This is a genomic window from Shewanella olleyana, from assembly GCF_023283825.1.
GTDB classification, from domain to species: Bacteria; Pseudomonadota; Gammaproteobacteria; order Enterobacterales; family Shewanellaceae; genus Shewanella; species Shewanella olleyana.
Genome location: NZ_JAKILD010000004.1, coordinates 81,898 through 99,734, shown reverse-complemented (window position 1 = coordinate 99,734; position 17,837 = coordinate 81,898). Strand labels below are relative to the sequence as shown.

The following is a 17,837-nucleotide window of genomic DNA, read 5'->3' as shown; positions in this document are numbered from 1 at the left end:
TTATTGCTAACTAAAGCCATTTTAAGCGATAAAATAGCCACATTTGAATCGCCACTAATATAATTAATCCACCACTGAATATTGCAAACGCCCACGTATTATCTGTACCTGGAATACCGCCAATATTGACCCCAAGTAAACCGGTTAAAAAACCCAACGGCAAGAAAATAGCGGATATGAGTGATAAGAAATATAACCGCTTATTTAACTGCTCAGATTGCTGGGACTGAAGTTGCTCTTGGGTGACGCTAGCGCGATCTCTAACGGCATCCAAGTCCTCAATGACTCTCACTAAGGTTTCGTTTATTTCGCGGATCCGCAATTTATGTTCAGTATTAAATAATGCATGTCCATCATTGAGCAGCCGGGATAACGCATCCCGTTGTGGCGAAAAGTAGCGCCTTAACGTGACGGTTTGTTTTCTGAGTTCGGCAATATCCAAACGCAGTGAAGAACTGATTGGCGCGGTAATTTGATCGTCCAAATCATCTAACTGATCTTCTAGGTTGTGGATTAGCTCCATTTTTCTATGAGTAAGACGCTCGCATAATGACACTAAAAAGTCAGCACTTGAGTCAATGCTATTTGGCTTGGAGATGATTTGATCTGCAATGTCTTTAACCGACTGAAGTTGACGCTCGCAAGTTGAGATAATCCTATTTTGCTGAGCAAAAATACGCATGGACACCATGTCTTCTGGCGCCGAATTAGGGTTTAAGTTAATTCCACGTAATGTCATTAATACCCCGTCTTGCGAAGCTAATGTACGTGGACGAGTATGTTCAGCGAGTAAGGTATCTGTCTCCGTTTGTGGCAATTGTGCATTAATGACCCATTGTCTTGCTGCATTATCACTGTATCGCAAGTGAACCCATAACAGGCCATCTTCAGGGTGCCAATGTTCAAGCTCTGAGGGCGCAATACTTTTGCCTGCATTAGGTCCTGATAATAATAAGCAATATATAAAACCTGTATCCATATAAGTCCTGACTTGCGATTGATGTGTGATAAATACTGGTTCCAATATTCAGTATTAAATGCCAATGAATCTTATAACATTTGACTCAAACTATATTGAAACTATTTAACTTGAACTCGGGATAATAAGTTAGTTAAACTGTTGAATTAAAACATGTTTGCTTTCATTCTTATTCTAGAGAGATATTTTTTGCTCAGAACAAGGCAAATTTGTGCGTCAATAGCTGGCCTATTGCAAACAAATTTAACGCCGTTATCAGTAAAAATAACCTCTAGAAAGCAAGTTGTTATCCCGAACTCAGGTTATTTATTACCAGTTTAACGGTTATTCTCGACATAGTGTTGAAGATAAAATGACGTTTATTGTCTTCTTGTGCAACATTTTCATTATTTATACCCTGTAACTGCGCAGTTTTAGCCAACTTCGGTTAAAATAAGCTAAAGCCTAATGTTGAGTTTTATCATGGAATACGAGTTTCGCCGTAACAGCTTAGACGGCACCTTATTTGCTGAGTTCAGTATGGAACATGCTATTTTAGGTCGCTTTTTTGCTGAGCGACTGGGTAATGATATTGAGCAGTGCCATCATATTATTAAGCAAATTGAAGTCATTAGAGCTAACAAACAAAATGATTGGCTAATGCAAAGTCACGACTTGGCACTAGCGATTGATAGTGAACAAGTACGAGTATTCGCCATTGCTATCGATTTTGATGAAGATTTTGACTTAGAGGATTCGATGAATATGTACGACGCTGAGTCAGAAGCTTTTTGTGGCTTAGAGGATTTCGAAACAGCGCTTAAGAGTTGGATGGAGTTTATTACTAAGCGTTAAACTGAATCTTACTACTGATGATTTTGAGTAAACATTTTCAAATAATCCGCCCATAAAAATTAAAAAGGCGTCTCACAATGAGGCGCCTTTTTTAATGCTAGTTTGACTCGAGCTGCTTTACTTGTCAGTTGAACTTCTAGTTGTCAGTCGAACTGTTGCTCGTCGGCCGAGCTTTAATGGTTTAAGTACCTAACCGCCATTTCAGTACGAGATTTAGCGTTGGCTTTACGGAGTAAGTTTTTCACGTGAACTTTTACCGTTCCTTCACTAATATGGAGTTCTTCAGCAACAACGCGATTACTCTTACCTTCAGCTAACTCTTTTAAGATCTGCAACTCACGTGGCGTTAATGACGCAATCCAAGTTTCATCATTATCGGCATTTTTCAGCTCATAGATGTATTCTTCAACTTCATCACTGATCACCCGGTGGCCTAGCATGGCCTTTTTAAGTTGTTCTAGTAATAAATCTGGCTCAGTGTCTTTTAGCAAGTAACCATCAGCACCAGCACGTAATAAGCGAATTACGTCTTGTTTGGCATCAGATACGGTTAAAATAACGATACGAGCTGTGACACCTTCTTGGCGCATGGCATTCAAGGTGTCTAAACCAGACATTCCCTTCATGTTTAAATCAAGCAAGATAATATCTGGTTCATCTTCGCCAATGGCTGTTAGCGCATCTAAACCGGTTCCTGCTTCACCAAATAGTCTAAAATCGCCATCAGAGGTTATTAACTGACAAATACCACGACGAAGTAGCGGGTGGTCATCTACTACTAATACTGAATAAGGTTTACCCATTTAACGGCTCCTGCTGGGGTGGAAATACGAGGGAGACAGTTGTGCCTCCCTGCGGATTATTATCAAACTTGACGGTACCATTTAGTTTAGTTGCTCGCTCGTACATAATCCCGAGACCAAAATGCTGATCTCGTTCTTTTAAATGTGACACGCCAATACCATCGTCCTTGATATTGATATGTATCATATCAGAATCTGCCAAAAAACAATCTATTTCTATTCGTGAAGGTTTTGCATGTTTAATGGCATTGATGGTGGCCTCACGTGTTAACTGTAAAACATGGATATGCTGCTTAGCAGCGAGTAAGTGAGCTGAAAGTTGGTAGTTTAATTCAATGTTGATCCCTGATTGTTTACGTAGTTGCGTTAACATCACTTCAATTGCTTGGCCTAAGTTAGGGTCTTTAATGGTTAACCTAAAGGTGGAGAGTAGTTCACGTAACTGACCATAAGCGGTGCTCACGCCATCATTAATATCAATTAATTGAGTTTCTACATCTTGGGTCATGCAACTGGGTTCAATTTTCTTGCGTAATAAACTGACTTGGATTTTTAAATACGAGAGCAATTGGCCTAAAGAGTCATGCAACTCACGGGCTATTACTGCACGCTCTTCCATTAGTGCTAATTGTTGCCTTTCTTCCGTGGCGTTATGGATAACAATAGAGCGGGTCAGCATCATCGCAAAATTTACAAACAACATGTTGTTTAATGGCTTCAGTGATATGACCTCAAGATACCCCAAGTTTTTGTCTTCAAGCTGTAGGTTAAACTTAACGGGAGTCACTGCTGCTTGTTCATAGTTGGCTGCACTTGAATCGAACCAACCGTTATCGGCTTCAATACTATCTATGGTTTCATCGTCATGCTCGATGACCAAGCGAACATAATCTAAATCTTCAAATTGCTGAATTTGGGTTAATGCTGCGCTAAGGGCTTTATAGTCTAGAGTATCGGCATGTAATCGAATCAGGTTTTCATATAAAAAGCTCAACTCATTATTAGCACGAGTAAGTGCAATGGTTTTTTCATTCACTTGGCCTTCTAAATCTTGATATAACCTATCAAGCTCCGAAGCGGTTTTTTTGAAGGCTTCACCTAAAGCTTGTAGCTCAATAAATTCTGACTGTGGTACGTCAACTTTAAATTTTCCTTTTGAAATTGAGTTGGCGACATCCATTAATTGGAGAATAGGCTCAACCATTCTTTTACGGGTATAGCGGGTTGCTGCAGTTGCAACAATTAACATTAAGAACAAGCCGATGATTTGACCTATCACTAATGCTCTTAATTTTAGGGAAGCAAAACGCTCCATCTCAAGCACTAATATGTCGATGGTATCGACAAAATCTTTTAAAGAATCTGAATATGCTCGCCCCTGTTCTGTTTCTATGAAGGTTCGCATTTGTCCCCATTTTTCGATTACAAGGAGATATTGTTGAGTTAAATCTTGTGGGCTATACCAAGTTAACGAGCGCTTTAAAGCGTCAGAATGTAAGGTTGTTTCAAATTGGTTTATCTTTTCTTTAAGCAGTTGCTCATCACTATCTAAATACAGCTTTAACCGATAACTTTGCATGCGCAACGAGCCTGAAGCATTGATTGCTCTGGCATCCCCGATGCTAAATGTAAGGTTGATAATTGAATACACAGCTAAGCTGGAAGAAATGAAAATTAGGACTAACATTAGTCTAAGAATAGTGGAACTCAGGCTGCCTTTTTTAGTCATTGGGGGTCCAATTTTAGTCTGATTAAACTGATGATTTCAGCAATATTTTACATTAGTGAACCCTGTATTATGTTAACAGTTGTTCAAAAGTGTGATGTACAACATGTTAACATATTGATCTAGCGCAAGCTTATTGTGTAATACCCATAAATGGGTATTCTTAAATAAACCTTAAATGGATAAGTTTGTTCATGGAGATGTCGTGAATATTTAAAATAAAATGTAACACGGAGATGAACGGTGATGAAAATGAAAGCAAAGGTTGTTGCGCTTAGCGCGTTGATGGCAACGAGTTTTATGATGACTAGTGCGATGGCTAGTGATAAAACTGAGCCACGCAATGAAGTATATAAAGATAAGTATAAACTCCAATATGAAACTTGGCATGCGACATCAGAAAGCGACGAAATCGTTGATGTGTTAGCAGAAGATCCAAACCTAGTTGTGTTATGGGCAGGTTACGGTTTTGCTAAGGATTACAATAAAGCACGTGGTCACCACTATACAGTGACTGACTTACGTAACACTTTACGTACAGGTGCACCGACAGGTCCTGATGATGGCCCTATGCCAATGGCATGTTGGAGCTGTAAAAGCCCTGACGTACCTCGTATGATTGAAGAGCAAGGCGAAGACGGTTACTTTAAAGGTAAATGGTCTAAAGGCGGAGCTGAAATCGTGAACTCTTTAGGCTGTAGTGATTGTCATGAAAAAGGTTCACCAAAACTACGTATTTCTCGTCCATATGTTGACCGTGCTCTAGAAGCAATTGATAAGCCATTTGATAAAGCGTCTCGTAAAGACAAGCAGTCAATGGTTTGTGGTCAATGTCACGTTGAGTACTACTTCGAGAAAACTGAAGATCGTAAAGGCTACGTTAAATTCCCATGGGACAACGGTACAACTGTTGAAGAAATGGAAGTTTACTATGATGCGATTAACTTCTCAGATTGGACTCACGCAATTTCTAAAACTCCTATGCTAAAAGCACAGCACCCTGGTTATGAAACTTGGATGTTAGGTATGCACGGTAAAAACAACGTAAGTTGTACTGACTGTCATATGCCTCGCGTTGCTAAAGCAAATGGTAAAGGTAAGTTCACTGACCATAAAGTGGGTAACCCTTTCGATCGCTTCGACGAAACTTGTGCAACTTGTCATGAAGGCAAAACGAAAGAATTCATGATGGAAGTGACTCACGAGAATCAAAAGAATGTAACTGAAATCAAGCTTCGAGCTGAAACTCAACTTGTACATGCTCACTTCGAAGCTGGCGCAGCTTGGGAAGCAGGTGCAACTGAAGCTGAAATGAAGCCAATCCTATTAGATATCCGTCACAGTCAGTGGCGTTGGGATTACGCTACAGCATCTCACGGTGTTGCAGCACATGCTCCAGCTGAAGCATTACGTATCTTAGGTGGCGCAGTTGATAAAGCAGCTAATGCACGTATTCAACTTGCACAACTTCTTGCAGCTAAAGGCGTGAAAATGCCAATCGCTATCCCTGATATTTCTACTAAAGAGAAAGCACAGGAAGCATTAGGTATGGACATGGATAAGATGAATGCTGATAAGCAAAGATTCTTGAAAGAACTTGCTCCTAAATGGGATGCAGAAGCTGAAAAACGTGAAGCGACTTACTAAATAACCTTGTTAACTCAGTAAGTACACTCCATATAAAAGCCCTCAATTGAGGGTTTTTTTTTGCCTGTTTGTAGCTTCGTTTTGACATTAATTTCGACCGAGGTAATGATAGAAGAAAATAATTAGAGAATAAGGAGTCGCTGATGACAACCGATAACCATAAGGCGAGTAAACCCGCAGCTTTAATGCTTCAAGGTGGTTGCTTGTGTGGCGCAGTGAGGTATCAGGTATCTGCTAAACCATTTGATGCCGATTACTGTCATTGTAAGCAATGTCAGAAATCATCAGGTGCAGTCTTTCAAGCTTGGATGGATTTCAAAATTGAGCAAGTGACTTGGCTTAATGGTGAGGTCACTGAGTATTTCTCCTCAGAACATGTTCGTCGAGGCTTTTGCCAACAATGTGGCTGCAGTTTAAGTTTTCGTGATACCCGTTATCCTGATTATTTCACCCTTACCATCGGGTCTTTAGACGACCCCAGTACTGTAAAACCCAATTACCATATTTATACTGATAACCAAGTAAAGTGGTTAACGATTACTGACACCTGTAGCCGATATAAACAGGAAAGAACCAGCTAAAGACATTTGGGTTTTATCCCCCCCTGTTTAAACCTGTGATAGGTCAAGTCATATTCGCACTCACTACGCGACTATGATGAGACTATGACGAGACTTTGGTTAATTCGCTGAGATAGGTTTTATTTGCCAGTTAGGGAGTTTGTCTCGAATATCTTGAGTCATTTTGTCGGCATCACCGCGTAATACAATCGTAGGCTGGCTAGAAAATGTCTCGATAGAGAGTTGTAATAATTGTTCTGGTGTTAATTGACTAATCGCATTAATTTGCTCTTGTGCTTGCTTAGCTGTTTTACCGGCTAAAACATGACGAATGTAATCACTCTCATGGCCAAATGTGGTATCTAAGCTGAGTAAGCGTCGGCCAATTAAGTAGGTTGCTACCGAATCAATTTCAGCCTGACTCACTTTTTGCTCTGTAAGTAGCTTGGTATGATCTAATATCCCTTGTAAAAAAGCGCCTGAATTTTCTAACGCCGTACTGCCATAGAAAAATAAATACTGGCTTAAAGGTGCGTCAATGCAGCGGCCGTAAACCCCATAGGTCAGTCCACGAACTTCTCGTAAATCATAAAACAACCTTCCGGAGTAACCCCGACCGAGTAAGGGGGAAATTGTCTTACAGCCTATTGTGTTATTGTTTGTCACAAACCCGATACGCACTTGTGTTTGCACAGTATCGGGTGCGTCAATAATGTAGATAGTTGGTGTGGTTTCCACAGATGAGGCGGGATTGTTAGCAGCCGTTAAATCTTGATTAGGCTCACTAGAAACATTTGCTGAATCTTGTATTAACCAAAGAGGCCAGTCATTTTTATTTTCTGTAAAGCTATCATTGTTCTCCTTGGAGGTACGAGTAAACAAGTGCCATTGCAACTTGTCTCTTGTCGCTATATGAAGCTGTTGTAATCGATTGGTTTTTACGAGTTCATTGATTAGTTCTTGGTTATTGATATTCAGGTTGTAAGGGTGGTCAGCACCAAGCAATTGCTGACGAAATACCTGGTCAATTTCAGAGCCAGTAAATGCACCGATATGTTTATTGAGCTTTAGATTTCTTTGGACAGTTTCAAGATTGATATTGTTGAATGATTCATTCTGCCAAAAATCCATTATCACTTTCTGCATTTGGCTAAGGTTAGCTGAACATTGCATCGTGATAGCCATGCTATGTAAGCTGGCTCTAAATCTGATGCTGTCGTAGCAGGCTATAAGCTCAGCTGATTGCTGCTGGTTGGCAAGTTGAGCTCTTCGCTGAGAAAACGCTTCTATCAGTACGTCAGGGCTTTCAAGTGCAGAGTGTGGCGATACGCCAATAAAGTAAATGCTGTTTAGGCTTTGATCATTTGTTGTTTCTTGGTCTGTTTCCCTTTTGTTTACAGCTGATTGATTTACTGTCGATTTGTTTACTGTCGATTGATTAGTAGTCCAATGATGGCTTGTAAATCGACTACTGAGTCTAATGCTAGTGAGTTTTTGACTAGGTGTTTCGTTTACAGAGCTAGATAACGGCTGTAATACTGGCGCGTTGGCTAACTGAGTGAGTTTAGGCGTATTGGGTGGTTGGGATTCAGTAAAATTTATCGGAGAGTGTTGGCAGCCCATCAAAATTAGACTGAAAATACATATTGTACGCGTTAGATATTGTCTCATTTGTTTTCTTTTCTCATCAGACTTTAACCCCTTCATTTTCTAATCTCTAGCCTCTAGCCTTATCAGAGTGCCCATTGCTCTAATGTTTCAGCAAAGCCTTTTGGCAATACTTCTAACAGGTTTTTTCCCCAACGAATGTACCAAGGCGGTAGTAAGTCCACTCTCACCGATTTATCAATAAAGTATTGCTGGGTGACTCGCTGAATATCAGTGGAAGAAACTTGTTGGGTTCTCTGCCAAGGTTGGGTTATAGGAAAGTGTTTATCCCTAATTGAGGTGTTTGATAGGTATTTAGCCATGTTTGGGCTGCTAGCTAGCTTCTGCTGGAGATCGTTAAGCGCAACGGATTTTAAGCCGCACAAGTCATTCTCATCAATACCATTTTCGAGTATTTCGTTGAGCATTGAGTCAACCAATTGATGAAGTTCATCAAGCGAAGCATTGGCTCTTGGTACTAAAACGAGGTTAGTAACACCGTGATCTTCCATGGTTAATGGAATCGAGTAACTGAGCATTTGCGGCGGATTATCTAAAGTGTTTTCTGCGAGTACATTTTTAAGGTTTTGAAACAGGTGACTTTGTAACAAGGTAATGGCTTCGAAATCAGGGTGCTGCCTGCCAACGGTATGCCATGCCAATAGCAGTGCTGGCCATGGTCCGCGTTCATCGACAATTTCCGTTTTGACTGCTTTTGGATTAACCGTGATGGGGGCGAATTTATCATGGGGCTGATCAGGTGCTTGCCAAGCTGCAAAATAATGTTCAATCGTTTGCAGAGTATTAGTATCAAGTTTTCCCACTAAAGATAACTGCATGGCGTCGGGGCGATAGTAACGCTGATGAAACTGTATTAGCTCCTCTGCAGTCGCTCTGGTGACATCAGCTTTACTGCCTATGATGGCATGGGCGTACTGACTTCCTGCTACTTGAGAAAGTAAAAATTCCATAGCAGGGCGAAGGTAAGGTTGATTATCAATGGTGGTAGCCATTTCTTCTAACACTGCGCCTTGCTGATTTTTGACCGTGGTTGCAGATAATACGGGGCGGATAAATCTATCGGATTCAAGAAATAAACTGAGTGCTAAAGCTTGTGCAGGTAAGGTGACAAAGTAATTGGTGTAGTCAAAGTGAGTGCTGGCATTAAAGCGGGCACCAATAGCGCTCATTTGTTGAGGGTAGCTATCATCTGGTGCATTTTGACTGCCTTTAAACAGTAAGTGTTCGAATAAGTGTGCGTAGCCTGTTTGACCTGTAGGTTCGTTACGGGAGCCTACATTAAATTGGCTAGCAATAGACACAGTGGCTTGATGAGGGCGATTAACTTGCCTGACAATTAAACCGTTATCGAGTTCACTTAGACTGATTTGTTGTTCAAGGAAAGTAAGCTGTTTTACTTGCGGCGTTAGCTCACATTGAAATGCAGCCAGTTTAAATGGCAGCAGAACGAAGATTAATCCGCTGGTGATTATCAAAAATAATGTAAAAGATGATGATTTATATTTATCACTCGTTAATACGTGAGTGGGGGCTTTGTTCATAACCATTTGCAATCAATCACCACGAGTAAAGCAATAATGGTTTTAGACTACTGATTTAGCGAGCATTACTCAAGCTGGAAAGTAACAGGTATTTGAGGTGGTAATGGATAAAAAACATGCTAAGTCGAAAATTAATAGACTTAGCATGTTTGTAATCAAGCGTGTTTTTTGAAAATAAACTATTCAGATTCGGCTGGTGTCGCTTCTTCATCTAACTGCGCGTGTTGAATGCTATTGATGCGGGTTGGGATACCCGTTCGTTGCTCTAACAAACGTTTCAGCGTGAAAGAATCAGTTTCAGCGTGAGCGACAATCGAAGTGATATTTTTGTCTAAGCTCAAAGGGAGCTGCTCAGATGATTCAAACTGTTCAACTGTTTCAGATAAAGGCTGATGCACCTCTAAATAACGATTACCATCAGGTTCAACAGTGGCTTTAATTGGCTGGTTAATAAATTCAACCCTAGTACCTACAGGAACAGAATTGAATAAATGTTCGATATCTTCATCACGTAATCGAACGCAGCCTTGGCTTACTCGAAGGCCAATACCAAAAGATGCATTAGTACCATGAACGGCAAAATAATTACCTACATATAGTGCGAACAACCCCATAGGGTTATCAGGGCCTGCTGGCCATACATCAGGTAATTCAATGCCTTTAGCGGCATAAATTTTACGGGTGTTTTGTGTTGGCGTCCAAGTTGGGTTTGCACGTTTACGGTACACTTGAGTCACCCAGTTTTCCGGCGTATCTCGACCGACTTGGCCGATACCTATTGGTAACACTTCTACGGTATTTTTTCCCTTTGGATAGTAATACAGGCGCATTTCCGCGCTGTTAATCACAATACCTTTACGCGGGGTGTCAGGCAAAATGAGCTGGTGTGGAATCACTAGCGTGCTACCTGGTTTTGGTAAATATGGGTCAACACCAGGATTGGCTTCCATCATGTTGCTTAAACCTAATTGGAACTCAGCTGCGATAGCTTCTAAGGTGAGCTTCCCTTCAGGTACAACATAATATTGGTTTTCACCAATGAGTCGGCTGTCTTTAGCTGGCAAACGATATTCTACTGCTGCAGCATTTAAGCTGGCAAAAAGGGTAGAAACCGCAATCAATGTAGCGTAAAACGACTTTAACATAAGGGCGACATGTTCCTAATTATTGGCTGGCCTAGTTTACATTGTAAGCTGGGTTTAAAATAGGGTATTAGCAAAAGTGATTATATCATCGAGCTAAAACTACAGTGCTAGCATCTCTAAAATGTCAAATCTAATACTTAGTAATTAGCTTATTCACATTGAGCTTGGCATCGTTGATCATTTTTTATCTGATTTCAAGCTGAGAGATTAGTTTATTAGCGTTTTCTCAATTGAGTGTAAAAGGTCACCCTAAACAGTCACCTTTCGCTACAGCTCTCAACTATACTGAGAATGTAAAATGTTCATACTAAAATCAGTATCATTTATAAAGAGACGGAGTTTCCTTTGTGGGACGAGTTTTAAATCGTCTATGGAGCCACATATATTGGTTTCTATTCCTATCAATGATGTTTTCAATAATTTTATTACCGCGGATAGCATCTGCTAATTCATCCTCACCAGGGAAGTTATCCAGTGGTGGCATTATCTCCATATGGTAACCACTGTCTTTGCTATTACGTTCGACAAAGAAAGGTAACACTTTCGCTCGTCCTAGTTTCGCCAACGTTGTTGCGCCTGTAATCGTTGCGGCATCTGGTACGGCATACAGAGGAATAAATACCGCGCTAGAGCGACCAAAATCTTGATCTGCTGTATACCAAATAACATCCGGATTTCTAAGGCTTCTTACCATATTTCGGATATCACGTTTTGGCACTAAACCTTTATTAGAACGCAGGCGACCATTGACTTGTAGGTATTCCATGACAGGGTTATTGTGTGGACGATATACTCCTATCCCTGGTTGAAATTGGCCAAACATTCTCGCGCCCATTTCAAGTGGCAGACAGTGCACTGCAAATAAAATAACTCCATGACCACTATTTAGCGTATCAGTGACGTGTTGATCGCCTTTCATCGTCATGTGACGTTGCACTTTATCGTTTGACCACCACCAAGCGTTGATAGTATCGAATATCGCTTTGCCAGTTTCTTCAAAGTTACGCTTTAGCAGCGCTTCTCTTTCTTGAACAGGCATTTCAGGGAAGCATAACGCTAGATTTCGATTTGCTGTATGTTTTCGACTTTTAGCAAACTTAAGGACTAAACGTCCAAGCCCAGCCCCCATTATCATCTGCCAACGTAATGGTAATAATTGGGTAAGTCTCATCAAACCAACGCCTAGCCATAATGGCCAATGTTTTGGATGTAATAAATGAGAACTAAATTGCGCTTTTTCTACCACGTGTCACTCACCCTAAATTAAAAATTAGTTGCTATTCTAACTTAATTTTATAACAAAATTAGGTACAATCACGGTTTAATGTCAGCAAAAAGAAAAAGTTTACTATGAAGGTCTCTCTCCCTGCATTCGAAAAAGCTCGTGTCCTGGTTGTTGGCGATGTCATGCTTGACCGTTATTGGGTTGGCCCAACGGGTCGTATTTCGCCTGAAGCACCAGTGCCTGTAGTGAATATTAATGAAATAGAAGATCGCCCTGGTGGTGCGGCTAACGTTGCATTAAACATCGCAGCTTTAGGTGGTCAAGCCCAACTCGCAGGTATTGTAGGCGCTGATGAAACTGCACAGGCATTAACCCTAGGGGTTCAAGCCCAGAACGTTGAACCTTGTTGGTTAACCGTTAATGAAAAGCCAACGATTACTAAGTTACGGGTATTTTCCCGCAATCAGCAATTAATCCGTTTAGATTTTGAAGAGAAATACGAGAAAGTTGATAGTGAGAACCTTTTTACTATTAGTGAACCCTTATTAAATGATGTCGATGTATTGGTATTGTCTGATTATGCTAAAGGCGCTATTCATTCTCCAATTGAATTTATTACTAAAGCCCGTGCTAAAGGTGTGACGGTATTAGTTGATCCGAAAGGGACTGATTTTGCCAAGTACCGTGGTGCATCTTTATTGACGCCAAATATGAGTGAATTTGAAACAGTTGTGGGAACTGTGGCCGATGAAGCGGATCTAATCAAAAAAGCTAAGCTGCTTATTGAAGAACATGGTTTTGAAGCTATATTAGTCACTCGCTCAGAAAAGGGCATGACATTAATTAGCCGAGATGAAGAGCTACTTCATATTCCAACTATGGCTCGTGAGGTTTACGACGTAACGGGTGCAGGTGATACTGTGATTTCAGCAATTGCGACTTCAATTGCTGCGGGCAGCTCGATGGCACAAGCATGTTCAATCGCGAATATAGCAGCGGGAGTCGCAGTGGCTAAGTTAGGTACTGCAACGGTTAGCCGTATAGAATTAATTGAAGCATTAGCCTTGAATCAAGGAGAGTCTGGATTTGGCGTTGTGAGTGAAGATCAACTTGCTTACGCATTAGAGCAAGCTCGTTTACGCGGCGAGAAAGTGGTCATGACGAATGGCTGTTTCGATATTTTACATGCAGGCCATGTGAGCTATTTACAACAAGCTAAAGCCTTAGGCGACCGTTTAATTGTTGCTGTAAATGATGATGCCTCTGTAAAACGTTTGAAAGGTGAAGGTAGACCAGTAAATCAAGAAGACCGCCGTATGGCAGTTTTAGCGGGTCTAGCCTCTGTTGATTGGGTGATTCCTTTTAGCGAAGATACGCCGCAACGTGTGATTAGTCGCTTATTGCCTGACTCGCTTGTTAAAGGTGGCGATTATAAAGCTGAAGAAGTTGCAGGTGGCGCTGAAGTGATTGCTGCTGGTGGCACCGTAGAAATCCTTGGTTTCGAAGACGGTGTTTCAACCACGGCGATAATTGAAAATATTATGGCTAAAAAGTAGTGCAAATACTGGCACTGTTACTCTTTATCAGTGCCGTTAGCGTTAGCTCACTAGTCGTGGCTAACGCTGACCTTATTTCAATTGACTCTGCTAATACTAGCGATTCAGCTAACTTAAATTCTAAACGCTCAAATTCTAATCACTCAAACTCTAACAGCTTAAGTGCTAAAAACAGCCTCAATGAGGCATTAGCATCTCATTACTTACCAAGTGTAGCTTCCTCTATTGTAGACCCCTCTAGTTTAGTGCAGTCTTTAGAACCTTCAATAAGTGCATTTATTCTACAGCCAGTTGCGAGTAAAAGTGCGGTGATTTGCTCAATCAGTGACTATGAACAATGTCTATTGCACTTACCTAATGAAGTCGCAATTCAGCTCCCAAATTATGTATTAATTAATAGTGGTCTAGGTTTAAAAAGCGCAGTCGTTCTACCAGTTAAAGACGAATATATTGCGGGCATGATTATTGTGAATAATAGCTTGCCATTGACGCATCAAATCGTCGCTATTAATGGGCAAACTTATCAATTAGACCTCTCACAGCAATCAAATCTGACTTTATGGCATGAAATCGGTCATTTAGAAAACATCGCTCAACAAGGTATTGGCTTACCTAAAAATTTAAGTCCTTATGAGCATGAGTGGCTTGCTGATATCTATCTTGCTTGGCGATTAGCTCACCAACACAATGATTTAGTATTAGCTTGGCAGCAACTGCATCGGCGGAATATGGCGATAATAAATCATAATGACAATATCAGCCACTGGAGCTCGCCACAACTACTGTGGCTACTGACTCATTATCAAGTTGAGGATATGGTTGAATTTGAGCAATACAGTGACTTTGTCGTTGAAGTTTATCCGCAGATCCCATCGATATACGCTGAGGAAATGATGGAAATATCCAGCCTTATAAAGCGCACATTTAACCATAGCGCTATGCAACCTTTACCGCGTTATATGTTTTGGCGTCAGTCTCGTTTAATTGAAATATTACGGCCTACATTAACCATATTGATGGGAGAGGAGGTTGCTGAGCAATGGCTTACTCAGCAATTTTCAGAGGCGGTTACGAAGATTAATGCTGAATGACCGCTTTGTTTAGGGGGGTAATTTAAGAGCTTAAATTAGAGCGACTTAAATTATGACGGCCTATAAAATAGCTTAATAAGAGAAAGCAATATCGCTAAAAGTGCCATTGCACATAAACTGTATTGTAGTTACTGCCACCTTTAATACGTCCAAAAGCCGAACTTTTTTCAAAAATACCTGAACGATGATGAATACTGTATCCCAGCCATGCATTACTAAGTGGGGCATAATTAAATACATCGCCAATGTTCACATCAAATGAAAAGTCTAAATAGTTGAGTAACTTTGATGGGCGGTAATCTTTTTCATCTAATTCACTTCCTTCAATATAAGTGATATCGGAAACATAAGATAATCCTTCAGCGACACCAATTCGAAAACGCCAGCCAAGATCAAGTGTGTAAAAAGCTTTTACGCCAATGACGCCTTCAGCTAAATTATCCTGAACCTCAGAGTCATGGTGCCAAATACCACCGGCAGTAAAGTACAAATCAATAGGCAGTGTAAATAGGCTATCGGCTAATGGAATACCATAAAACAGTGAAGTGAGTTGATTGTTATAGCGATCCCCTTTGGCATTACCAGTTAAAATATCATTCAGATTTGAAGGGGTTGCCCAGCCATGAGCGACCCTTAAAAACTCACCACTTTCTTTCGGTATAGGGTTAGTGTTAGGACGCTTAGCATCTGGATAGAAGCCAAAACCAAAGAAAGATTCAAATTGGTATTGGTTTTCTATGGTGGGTAAATCGTAAATATCATCCTCAAGACGAGTTACGCCGAAGTTGGCTAATAGGTATAAGTTACTGGCTAGGTGGTAGCGGGTATTGAGTCCTGCAGAAAAGGCGAGCCCTGCCCCAGGATCGATTTGGTCTAACCCATAATAATGCTCATTAAAACCATCGCTTTTCCACTGAAATTCAGCAAAAGGGTTAAGTTGCCAATCGCCTGCAGTATAATGATATTGAGTTCGGGTATAACCGTAATAGCGTTTATTACCATCGCTCATAAAAGCGGCATCGGCTTCTAAACCATCTTTCTGAAATCGATATTGCACACCAAAATCAAATGCATCAGATTGAGTTTCATTTTGATATTCTTGTGGTATGTCCACAAATCGAAATCGACTGTAAATATTCACTTGGTGCTCATCATTTTTCCATAAATGAATACCACCTTCTAAACCATCTAAAAAGAAGTAATTATTTTCAAATTCAATCAATGGAATAACATCAGATACCACATCATCTTCTGTTGCATAGGGAATATCTGCACGTCGGGTGCCAATGCCGACTCCCCATTTAGTTGGGAAGTATTCAACTGTTTCGCTACTTTGTTGTTCAGCTTCTGGTTTGCTAACAGCCAAAGGTTCTACCTCGATATTTTCACTAGCGCTAACGGTTAACGGACTAAAGCACAAGAAAAAGGGAATGCAGCGTGAATATCGAGACATAGTATTAATGACCAGTAATGAATAGGGTTAATACCAATCGGGATAAATAAGTGATCAGATATTGCGTAGGAAAAATCGCTTAGAACAAGGCAGAAATTGTAGCTAGCTAGTTGCTCTACCTACAAAATTTCTAACGAAGTTATAAACGATTTTAACCAGTAAGAATGATCACATTCTTATGCTGATTGGTATAAATTAACAAATGTTTGTTAAGTTAAACCACAGAAGTTTAAGGGGGTATAATTGCTTTGAAGGGATTATAGCATGGCATTTTTTGATTGAAGTCAAAGCTGATGATTTTTAAAGCAGCTTGTTAACTTTTTATGCAAAAACAGAATACTTAACCAGTGATTTGAGAAATGGATTTAGGTTGTTGCCAGAAAGAGTAGTTATGTTTTCCTGCTTGTTTGATGGCATACATCGCATTATCTGCCTGCTCACATATTTTTAAGAAATGATCATGACGATTGAAGTTGCGGATCCCAATACTTAGTCCTATAGATACAATTTTGTCTTCGATAGTGTGTTGTTTTTTAAAGTGATCAACTAAGTTTTCTGCTAAAGCACAGATAACTTGGTTATCAGCGGAATTGGTTAATATAATAAATTCGTCCCCGCCAATTCTTGCGATGCTAACCTGTTGATTATTTAGTATGGCAGTAGAATATTTTTGTAATGTTTTGCTAATATCAATTAAAGCTAGATCACCAAAACGATGCCCATAGCGATCATTAATTAATTTAAAGTCATCAATATCGATAAATAGTAATGTGCCCGAACTGAAATCTGGGTCTTTAAGTAAATCTTCAAAAGCTAATTTGATTGCTTTTCGATTTAACAAATCGGTCAAGGGATCGCTATGAGCTAGTCGAGCTAAATCTAATTGGTAACGTTTCTCTTGGGTAATATCAATATGAGTCCCCATAATTCTTAATGGTGATCCATCTTCAGAATATTCTACAATCCTACCTCGATCAGATACCCAGCTAGTTGTGCCATCTTTATGGATCATTCTGTGTACGGCTTGATAAACTTCTTCTTTACCGTTGATGTGATCTTCAAATGCTTTAATCACCCAGTCTTTATCTTCTGGATGAAGGTTACCTTTCCAGCTTTCGATATTGGCGGCTAATTCTTCACGAGTATAGCCTAGTAGGGTTCCCCACTCTTGATTGTAAATTGTGAGATCTCCACTGGGGATATGTTGCTCCCATACACATAACCCTGTGCCATCTAAGGCTGCTGATAGTTGTTGTTGAACAAAAATATTTTTCTGTTTTAACGCTTCATTTTGTCTTTTTAGCTGCTCAACTTGGGCTGTGAGCGCTTCAATTTGTGAAGCGAAGGTATTCATGTTAGCTATTCATCCGTGGGTGAGGTGAATTAGTATTTGTACGGTTTTTAGACTAATTAGTCAATTGTCAAAACACTTAACTCTAATCGTATTAAGCTCAATATTTTATTTATTCTATAAAGCTAATGAAAACTTTCAAGTATCTTGATTATGCCGTTTGAGTTTATAAACTAACAAATTCTCAGCTTGTTATTGAATTACAAACAATAAAAAAGCCAAGTCATCGACTTGGCTTTTTTAATTTCCGCCTAGGTG

At 40.1% G+C, this 17,837-nt stretch carries 14 protein-coding genes; 5 read left to right on the top strand and 9 right to left on the bottom strand.

Going from position 1 to position 17,837, the window contains the following annotated elements:
- Positions 1 to 10 precede the first annotated feature (10 nt).
- Positions 11 to 979, bottom strand: a complete 969-nt coding sequence (locus L2735_RS04185; protein ID WP_248983506.1) for a zinc transporter ZntB — start codon at positions 977 to 979, stop codon at positions 11 to 13.
- 462 nt (positions 980 to 1,441) lie between these two features.
- Here L2735_RS04185 and L2735_RS04180 point away from each other — a divergent pair, with 462 nt between their 5' ends.
- The gene (locus tag L2735_RS04180) at positions 1,442 to 1,813 is read left to right on the top strand and encodes a YacL family protein (RefSeq protein WP_248983505.1); all 372 of its coding nucleotides are present in this window, start codon (positions 1,442 to 1,444) and stop codon (positions 1,811 to 1,813) included.
- Between the two features lie 173 nt (positions 1,814 to 1,986).
- On the opposite strand, the gene L2735_RS04175 is transcribed toward L2735_RS04180, so the two are convergent.
- On the bottom strand, positions 1,987 to 2,616 hold the full coding sequence (locus tag L2735_RS04175) for a response regulator (RefSeq protein WP_248983504.1): 630 nt from the start codon (positions 2,614 to 2,616) through the stop codon (positions 1,987 to 1,989).
- Positions 2,609 to 4,345 (bottom strand): nitrate/nitrite two-component system sensor histidine kinase NarQ, encoded by a 1,737-nt coding sequence (gene narQ, locus L2735_RS04170; RefSeq protein ID WP_248983503.1) that lies wholly within the window; start codon positions 4,343 to 4,345, stop codon positions 2,609 to 2,611. Before narQ ends, L2735_RS04175 begins: the two co-directional genes overlap by 8 nt.
- Positions 4,346 to 4,588: 243 nt before the next feature.
- Between narQ and nrfA the strand changes: the two genes are divergently transcribed.
- Together nrfA and L2735_RS04160 are read left to right on the top strand one after the other, a co-directional pair.
- A complete protein-coding gene (nrfA, locus tag L2735_RS04165) occupies positions 4,589 to 5,989 on the top strand; it encodes an ammonia-forming nitrite reductase cytochrome c552 subunit (RefSeq protein ID WP_428848289.1) in 1,401 nt (466 codons plus the stop codon).
- 143 nt (positions 5,990 to 6,132) lie between these two features.
- Positions 6,133 to 6,570 (top strand): GFA family protein, encoded by a 438-nt coding sequence (locus L2735_RS04160; RefSeq protein ID WP_248983501.1) that lies wholly within the window; start codon positions 6,133 to 6,135, stop codon positions 6,568 to 6,570.
- 99 nt (positions 6,571 to 6,669) lie between these two features.
- Here the strand turns inward: L2735_RS04160 and L2735_RS04155 are convergent, their stop codons facing one another.
- The 4 genes from L2735_RS04155 to L2735_RS04140 form a co-directional block, all read right to left on the bottom strand.
- Entirely contained in the window at positions 6,670 to 8,220 is a 1,551-nt protein-coding gene (locus tag L2735_RS04155; RefSeq protein ID WP_248983500.1) for a M16 family metallopeptidase, read from the bottom strand.
- Between the two features lie 62 nt (positions 8,221 to 8,282).
- Complete coding sequence (locus L2735_RS04150) at positions 8,283 to 9,758, bottom strand: M16 family metallopeptidase (RefSeq protein WP_248983499.1); 1,476 nt, start codon at positions 9,756 to 9,758, stop codon at positions 8,283 to 8,285.
- A 179-nt stretch (positions 9,759 to 9,937) separates the two neighbouring features.
- Positions 9,938 to 10,903, bottom strand: a complete 966-nt coding sequence (locus L2735_RS04145) for a L,D-transpeptidase family protein (RefSeq protein ID WP_248983498.1) — start codon at positions 10,901 to 10,903, stop codon at positions 9,938 to 9,940.
- Between the two features lie 319 nt (positions 10,904 to 11,222).
- Positions 11,223 to 12,149, bottom strand: a complete 927-nt coding sequence (locus L2735_RS04140) for an LpxL/LpxP family Kdo(2)-lipid IV(A) lauroyl/palmitoleoyl acyltransferase (RefSeq protein WP_248983497.1) — start codon at positions 12,147 to 12,149, stop codon at positions 11,223 to 11,225.
- A 104-nt stretch (positions 12,150 to 12,253) separates the two neighbouring features.
- Here L2735_RS04140 and hldE point away from each other — a divergent pair, with 104 nt between their 5' ends.
- Positions 12,254 to 13,684: a bifunctional D-glycero-beta-D-manno-heptose-7-phosphate kinase/D-glycero-beta-D-manno-heptose 1-phosphate adenylyltransferase HldE gene (gene hldE, locus L2735_RS04135; protein ID WP_248983496.1), complete on the top strand. Its 1,431-nt coding sequence runs from the start codon at positions 12,254 to 12,256 to the stop codon at positions 13,682 to 13,684.
- The gene (locus tag L2735_RS04130; RefSeq protein ID WP_248983495.1) at positions 13,684 to 14,775 is read left to right on the top strand and encodes a hypothetical protein; all 1,092 of its coding nucleotides are present in this window, start codon (positions 13,684 to 13,686) and stop codon (positions 14,773 to 14,775) included. The genes hldE and L2735_RS04130 overlap by 1 nt, the downstream gene beginning before the upstream one ends.
- 94 nt (positions 14,776 to 14,869) lie before the next feature.
- On the opposite strand, the gene L2735_RS04125 is transcribed toward L2735_RS04130, so the two are convergent.
- Positions 14,870 to 16,228, bottom strand: coding sequence for a MipA/OmpV family protein (locus L2735_RS04125; protein WP_248983494.1), 1,359 nt, complete (start codon positions 16,226 to 16,228; stop codon positions 14,870 to 14,872).
- Positions 16,229 to 16,568: 340 nt separating this feature from the next.
- Positions 16,569 to 17,582: a sensor domain-containing diguanylate cyclase gene (locus tag L2735_RS04120; RefSeq protein ID WP_248983493.1), complete on the bottom strand. Its 1,014-nt coding sequence runs from the start codon at positions 17,580 to 17,582 to the stop codon at positions 16,569 to 16,571.
- Positions 17,583 to 17,837: the final 255 nt, after the last annotated feature.